This is a genomic window from Microcystis sp. M113S1 (assembly GCF_020246945.1).
Lineage (GTDB): Bacteria > Cyanobacteriota > Cyanobacteriia > Cyanobacteriales > Microcystaceae > Microcystis.
In genome coordinates this window covers 1-6,136 of the sequence record NZ_JADBSA010000242.1, presented here as the reverse complement: position 1 = coordinate 6,136, position 6,136 = coordinate 1, and the positions used below count along the sequence as shown (strand labels likewise).

The 6,136-nt window shown below is 45.2% G+C and carries 6 protein-coding genes and 1 pseudogene; 3 read left to right on the top strand and 4 right to left on the bottom strand.

Annotation, left to right across the window (positions count from 1 at the left end; translation table 11 throughout):
- Positions 1–194 (top strand): annotated as a pseudogene (locus IM319_RS12050) (Uma2 family endonuclease); the annotation flags it as partial.
- A 50-nt stretch (positions 195–244) separates the two neighbouring features.
- Here IM319_RS12050 and purN read toward each other — a convergent pair.
- The 4 genes from purN to pap form a co-directional block, all read right to left on the bottom strand.
- Positions 245–883 carry a phosphoribosylglycinamide formyltransferase gene (gene purN / locus IM319_RS12045; protein ID WP_286827028.1) on the bottom strand — a complete coding sequence of 213 codons (639 nt, stop codon included), beginning with the start codon at positions 881–883 and terminating at the stop codon, positions 245–247.
- The gene (locus IM319_RS12040) at positions 880–1,164 is read right to left on the bottom strand and encodes a hypothetical protein (RefSeq protein ID WP_193957035.1); all 285 of its coding nucleotides are present in this window, start codon (positions 1,162–1,164) and stop codon (positions 880–882) included. Before IM319_RS12040 ends, purN begins: the two co-directional genes overlap by 4 nt.
- The gene (locus tag IM319_RS12035) at positions 1,161–1,712 is read right to left on the bottom strand and encodes a DUF6036 family nucleotidyltransferase (protein ID WP_286827029.1); all 552 of its coding nucleotides are present in this window, start codon (positions 1,710–1,712) and stop codon (positions 1,161–1,163) included. Before IM319_RS12035 ends, IM319_RS12040 begins: the two co-directional genes overlap by 4 nt.
- 104 nt (positions 1,713–1,816) lie before the next feature.
- Positions 1,817–3,310 (bottom strand): polyphosphate:AMP phosphotransferase, encoded by a 1,494-nt coding sequence (gene pap / locus IM319_RS12030; RefSeq protein ID WP_287735772.1) that lies wholly within the window; start codon positions 3,308–3,310, stop codon positions 1,817–1,819.
- A gap of 69 nt (positions 3,311–3,379) precedes the next feature.
- Between pap and galE the strand changes: the two genes are divergently transcribed.
- Both galE and gcvT read left to right on the top strand, forming a co-directional pair.
- Entirely contained in the window at positions 3,380–4,378 is a 999-nt protein-coding gene (galE, locus tag IM319_RS12025) for a UDP-glucose 4-epimerase GalE (RefSeq protein WP_287735771.1), read from the top strand.
- 532 nt (positions 4,379–4,910) lie between these two features.
- Positions 4,911–6,083: a glycine cleavage system aminomethyltransferase GcvT gene (gene gcvT, locus IM319_RS12020; RefSeq protein WP_287735770.1), complete on the top strand. Its 1,173-nt coding sequence runs from the start codon at positions 4,911–4,913 to the stop codon at positions 6,081–6,083.
- Positions 6,084–6,136 lie beyond the last annotated feature (53 nt).

Genomic DNA, 6,136 nt, shown 5'->3' with positions numbered 1-6,136 from the left:
TGCCGGAATTTCAAGAATATATTCTGATCAGTCAAAGTCGTCCCTATGTCATGCAGTATAACAAAACTGAAGAAAATAAATGGTTATTAACGGAATACGAGGGAGAAAATGCTAGTTTATCTTTAACTTCTGTCAATTTTGATCTCAGTTTTCAGGAAATTTATCAAGGAGTGATATTTAACGATTTGCTTTGAATTTTCGTTTTTTTGCCAGTATTATTGCCAAGGAATCGGGAAATCTGTCTCTACAGGCCTAATTTCGCCGCTAAAGCGATCGCTACTGGGAAAATGCGATGTTCTTGCACTTGAATGCGTTCGTGGAGACTGGCGGCGGTATCATCGGGGAGAATGGGAACCACTGCTTGCATTAAAATTGGGCCACTATCTACCTCTGCGCGAGCGATATGCACAGTACATCCGGTCACTTTTACCCCCGCAGCTAAAGCTTGTTCCACGGCACGCACACCTTTAAAACTGGGTAGTAAACTAGGATGGATATTGATCACGCGATCGGGAAAAGCATCTAGTAAAACCGGGGCGACAATTCGCATCCAGCCCGCCATAATTACCCATTTTACGCCGTATTCTTGGAAAGTTTTGACTATAGCTCGATCGAGTTCTTCTCTGGGTTTAAATTGACGATGATCGAGGAAAACTGCGGGGATATTGTAGTCATCGGCTCTTTCTTTTACCTTGGCATCGGGATTATTGTAGATGAGGACAGAAATCTCGGCATTTAGCTGTTTTTTGGCGATCGCTGCTGCCAAAACAGCAAAATTGGAACCACTACCAGAAGCCATCACTCCTAAAGAGAGGGTTTCCTCTAGGGGAATATCGGCCAAACTGAGATCGGGAGAAATTAAACTTGGGGAAATTGTCATCATATTTTATAACCGAGTTCGAGTGCATTGCAAAAGCTATTGAGGCGATTCAGCAAAGCATTATAGTAAGAATAAGCATCATCCCGTTCCTCTTGGAGATAAGCATACAAGGTTAGCTCTGGCTCTGAAGCTAGGTGATTTTTGGGGATATCGAAACCGACTTCCGTTAGGCGGGTCGATGCGATCGCAACTAGCAACGCCCCAATAGTATTGGACTCACCATTGTGAAGATCCCTCAGTCCGGGTAAGATGATCTCGGCTCCTGGCAACTCATTGAGATTCATGATTGCTCCTGCTGTGGTTTATCTTGAAAACGTGCCATGAAGTTCTCGACTCTGCTTCTCAGCACATCAGGGTTAAGGGAGGGGAATCGGATTAGTTCCGGTGCAATCGCTTCAAAGCATTCCCCTAGCTCATTCAAAGAGAATAATTTGTGTTCGTACATAGCCTCAATATCTTTCAAGTCACGGTCAAACCCTCTCGATAGTTTAGAAAGAGCTTGGGCTGTAAAATCATAGTGATAGAAAGAGATTTGACCTCGTTTGCCAATGAATACGCTTCGCTCGCGCCATCCCGGAATAGGGGGCAGAAAATCCTGCGGAGATGCCAGTTCAATGTTGATGTTCAATTCTTTTTTCAGCTTGGCGATCGCTGGAAAAATGCCCGGTGGTTCGGGATCTAGACGGATATCCACATCGACTGTGGAATTGCGCCATCCCACCAGTAAGGCACTCGCTCCACCTGTAAAGTAGATAGTGCCTGAACCCTGAGCTTCTTTACCTAAGATTTGCATTAGGCGTTCTAACTTCTGAGCGTCAACGTTTGCACGCATTTTTTGGCCGTGATTATCTGCCTCAAGTTACCAGTTTAGTTTAGTGCCTACTCAAAAGTAAATTCTACAACTGAATCGAAAAAATCCCCATCCCCCTATCTGCCCTATTCGCGTTGTTTCAATCCGGTTTCAATAGCGACAATTACTGTATCGAGGACTTTAACACGGGCGAAATACTTATCATTTGCCGCCACAATCGTCCAGGGGGCGACGGGGGTGCTAGTACGGGCTACCATGTGATTAACTGCCACATGGTAGAGGGGCTGTTTTTCTCGATTGCGCCAATCTTCATCGGTGAGTTTATGCTGACGATAGGGGTTATTTTGGCGTTCCTCGAAACGATTTAACTGTTCTTCCGGGCTAATATGTAACCAGAATTTGACTAAAACACAGCCAGAATGGGTTAATTGCGCCTCAAACTCGTTAATTTCTTGATAGGATCGTCGCCACTCCATATCTTTAGCGAATCCTTCCACTCTCTCCACTAAAACCCGTCCATACCAACTGCGATCGAATATACCGATAGTTTTGGCCGCGGGCAATTTCCGCCAGAAGCGCCAGAGATAATGATAGCGGTGTTCTTCCTCCGTCGGGGCAGCAAAGGGAATAACTTGGTAACTGCGAGGATCGAGGGTATCGGTTAAGCGTTTGATTGCACCACCTTTGCCAGCGGCATCCCAACCCTCAAACAGGACTAAAACGGGGATATTTGCCTGAAAAATCTTTAATTGCAGTTTTCTTAATTCTACCTGTGCCTCACGCAAACGGATTTTATAGTCTTCTTTCTCTAGTTTGGCACTTAAATCTACTCTCGCCAGATAATCGGGTTCCGTGGGCAGTAATCGGGCTTGGGGTGGTAAATTAGGGGGAGGCTCGATCGGTAATTGGCGCTGATCCAAAGCTTGAGCGATCGTACCGACTAATTGGGAGAGAACTTTTACCCGGGCCCAACGTTGACAGTTGCCCTCCACCAATGTCCAAGGGGCGGCCCCCGTGCTAGTGTAGGTAATCATTTCCTCGGCTAAACTGGCATACTCATCATAACGTTTGGCCTGTTGCCAATCTTCCGGACGCACGCGCCAAGATTCTAGCTCATTTTCGGCGTATTCTTTGATGCGTGACTTTAATTCCTTTTGACTGAGGTGAATCCAGAATTTAGCGATTGCGACCCCATCATCAAATAATTGTCGCTCAAAGGTGTTGATATCGCGCATGACCAGGGGAATCTGGGAGGAGGGCAATTTGTTCAAGAGTCGATCCTCTAGTAGATGAGTGTACCAACTGTGATAAAAAATGCCGATACTGCCTTTTGCTGGCAGTTTTTGCCAAAATCTCCACAAAAACGGGTAACTTTCCTCTTGGGAGGAAGGGGTTAAAATGGGATGGACGGTAAAACCGCGAGGATCCATATAGTTAACCATTTTTTTGACTAAAGTTCCCTTCCCTGCCGCTGCCCAACCTTCCAAAACCACCACCACGGGTAATTTACACTCCCAACAGGACTGCTGTAGCGATCGCAGTTGTTCCATTAAATCTTTAATTTGTGATTGATAAGTTTCTTTGTCAAGGGAAAGAGATAGATCGAGGGGACTTAACATGATGGTCAACTAAAAGGAAAATTAGGGTATAAAGTTATAGACAAGTCAATTTCAAATAGGTATGATCGCGTGTCTCAAGTTAAACCTACCATTCTCGTTACTGGCGGTGCGGGTTATATTGGTTCCCATGCGGTTCTAGCGCTCAAAAATGCCAGTTATTCCGTCATCGTACTCGATAATTTATCCTACGGTCACGCCGAAATCATTAAGGATATATTAAAAGTTGAGTTAATTGTCGGTGATACTAGGGATCGATCGCTGCTCGATAATTTATTCGCTAGTCGCAATATTGCCGCCGTCATGCACTTTGCCGCTTTTATTGCGGTGGGAGAATCGGTGCAGCAACCGGCTATTTACTATCAAAATAATGTTAGTGGTAGTCTGACTCTTTTGCAAGCGATGATCGCCGCCGATGTGAAGAAATTTGTTTTTTCTTCCACCTGTGCTATTTATGGAATGCCCAAGGAAATTCCCATGACGGAAAATCATCCCCATCATCCCCTCAGTCCCTACGCTGCCAGTAAGGAAATGGTGGAACAAATTCTTCGGGATTTTGATCCGGCCTACGGTTTAAAATCGGTGGCTTTCCGTTATTTTAATGCTTCAGGAGCCGACCCCAGTGGTTTATTAGGGGAAGATCACCAACCGGAAACCCATTTAATTCCCCTGGCTTTATTAACTGCCCTGAAAAAACGTGATTCCCTGTCAATTTTCGGCACGGATTATGATACTCCCGATGGCACTGCTGTTCGCGATTATATCCATGTTAATGATTTAGCACAAGCTCACGTTTTAGGCTTAGAATATCTCTTAAATGGGGGCGAAAGTAATGTGTTTAATTTGGGCAATGGTAACGGTTTTTCTGTGCGCGAAGTGATTGAAACAGCGCGAGCGGTAACTGGTTTAGGTATTCCCGTAATCGAAAGTCCCAGAAGGGCAGGCGATGCCCCTATTTTAATCGGCAGTAGCGATAAAGCCAAACAGGTTCTCGCTTGGCATCCCCAATATGCCGATCTCAAGGTAATAGTTGAACACGCCTGGAATTGGCATCAAAAAAGACACGCTTAACAGCGATCGAGTGCTAAACTTTAATCTTATAAGATTGAACAGTTCTATCAGTCGATAACAGTAAAAAACTACTAAGTAGGTGGGTGGAATTAAATATAAGATCAACGTAGAAACCCAACGCCCGCATAGTTTACGAAGTGGGCTAACCCATCCTACAAATAATTGTGCCTCCCTACTTAGGGTTTGCTGAATAAATCTAAAAACCTTGTTGGATAAGGTTTTTAGACTTTTTTTCCCTCAAAAAGTGCCGACCCTTGCAGTGATTGGGGGGAAAATTCAGGGACTTTTTCCCTGAAAATTAGGTAATTGACCACCTGAAAATGGGTAAAACCCCACACCCCACACCCCAACCCCCACCCCCCAACCCCCCACCCCCAACCCCCAACCCCCAGCGAAAAACTTTTTCAGCAGACCCTAGTTAGTGGATAGTGATCGATCACTGTTTACTGGTCACTGATAACTGATAACTGGTCACTGATAAATGATAACTGCTATGCTACTCTAGGCAGAAAACCATTCGATCGAGATCACCGTGGCTAACCAAGAAGCAACTTCCCCCGCTATTCGTACCCCTTTATACGAGCTAATTGCCCAACAAACCAGCAAATTTACCCCTTTTGCGGGTTGGGAGATGCCGATACAGTTTAGCGGCCTAAAAATCGAACATAATGCTGTCCGCAATGGTGTCGGGATGTTTGACATTTCCCACATGGGCAAATTTATCTTAACTGGAGATAATCTGGTTCAATCTCTCCAAACCCTAGTTCCTTCTAATTTAGCCCGTTTAAGTGCAGGAAAGGCACAGTATAGCGTTTTACTTAACCTGGACGGTGGTATCATCGATGATATTATCTTTTACTACCAAAGCGAAAGCCAAGGCGTATTAATTGTTAATGCCTCAACCACCGATAAAGATCGAGAATGGATTTTAGGCAATTTAGAGGGATCGGGGGTCAAATTAAAGGATTTATCCCGAGAAAGGGTCTTAATCGCCCTGCAAGGACCCAAGTCAGCCACAATTTTACAGCCCTTGGTCGGGGAAAAATTAAGCGATTTTGGCCTATTTAATCACTGGGAAAGCCAGCTTTTCGGGGAAAAAGTTTTTATCGCCAGAACTGGTTACACCGGAGAAGATGGCTTTGAAATTATGGCCCCTCCTGAAATCGGACAGCAACTTTGGACGGAATTCTTAAATTTAGGGGTGACTCCCTGCGGTTTAGGAGCGCGGGATACCCTGCGTTTAGAGGCAGCTTTAGCCCTTTATGGACAGGATATCGACGATAGCACGAGTCCCCTAGAGGCAGGCTTAAATTGGTTGGTTCATCTGCCAGAAAAAGGCGATTTTATCGGTCGCAATGTCCTTGAAGACCAAAAACTTAATGGTGTCAATCGGCGCTTGGTGGGATTGCAGATGTCCGGCAAACATATCGCCCGTCACGATTATCCGGTAGTATTCGCTGGGGAAGCGGTGGGTAAAGTCACCAGTGGCACTTTATCACCAACTTTAAACACCGCGATCGCTTTAGCCTATCTTCCCACACCTTTCGCCTCGATCGGACAGGCGATCGAAGTAGAAATCCGCGGCACCACCTACCCCGCTACCGTAGTCAAAAAACCTTTTTATCGAAAATTTGGGTTAAAACCCCGTCGTTTTACGACGGCTTTAAGCTACAATGGAAAAAGCGATAACCAAGCTAAAAACTGAACCTTGACCACAGATAGTAGGGGGTTTCGTTCAGAAAAGACTTCAAATTCGGC

What these genes read in the sequence shown, in the direction of transcription:
- IM319_RS12035 (WP_286827029.1), bottom strand. Translation starts at nt 1,712, where the DNA reads ATGCGTGCAAACGTTGACGCTCAGAAGTTAGAACGCCTAATGCAAATC.
- pap (WP_287735772.1), bottom strand. Translation starts at nt 3,310, where the DNA reads ATGTTAAGTCCCCTCGATCTATCTCTTTCCCTTGACAAAGAAACTTAT.
- IM319_RS12040 (WP_193957035.1), bottom strand. Translation starts at nt 1,164, where the DNA reads ATGAATCTCAATGAGTTGCCAGGAGCCGAGATCATCTTACCCGGACTG.
- purN (WP_286827028.1), bottom strand. Translation starts at nt 883, where the DNA reads ATGATGACAATTTCCCCAAGTTTAATTTCTCCCGATCTCAGTTTGGCC.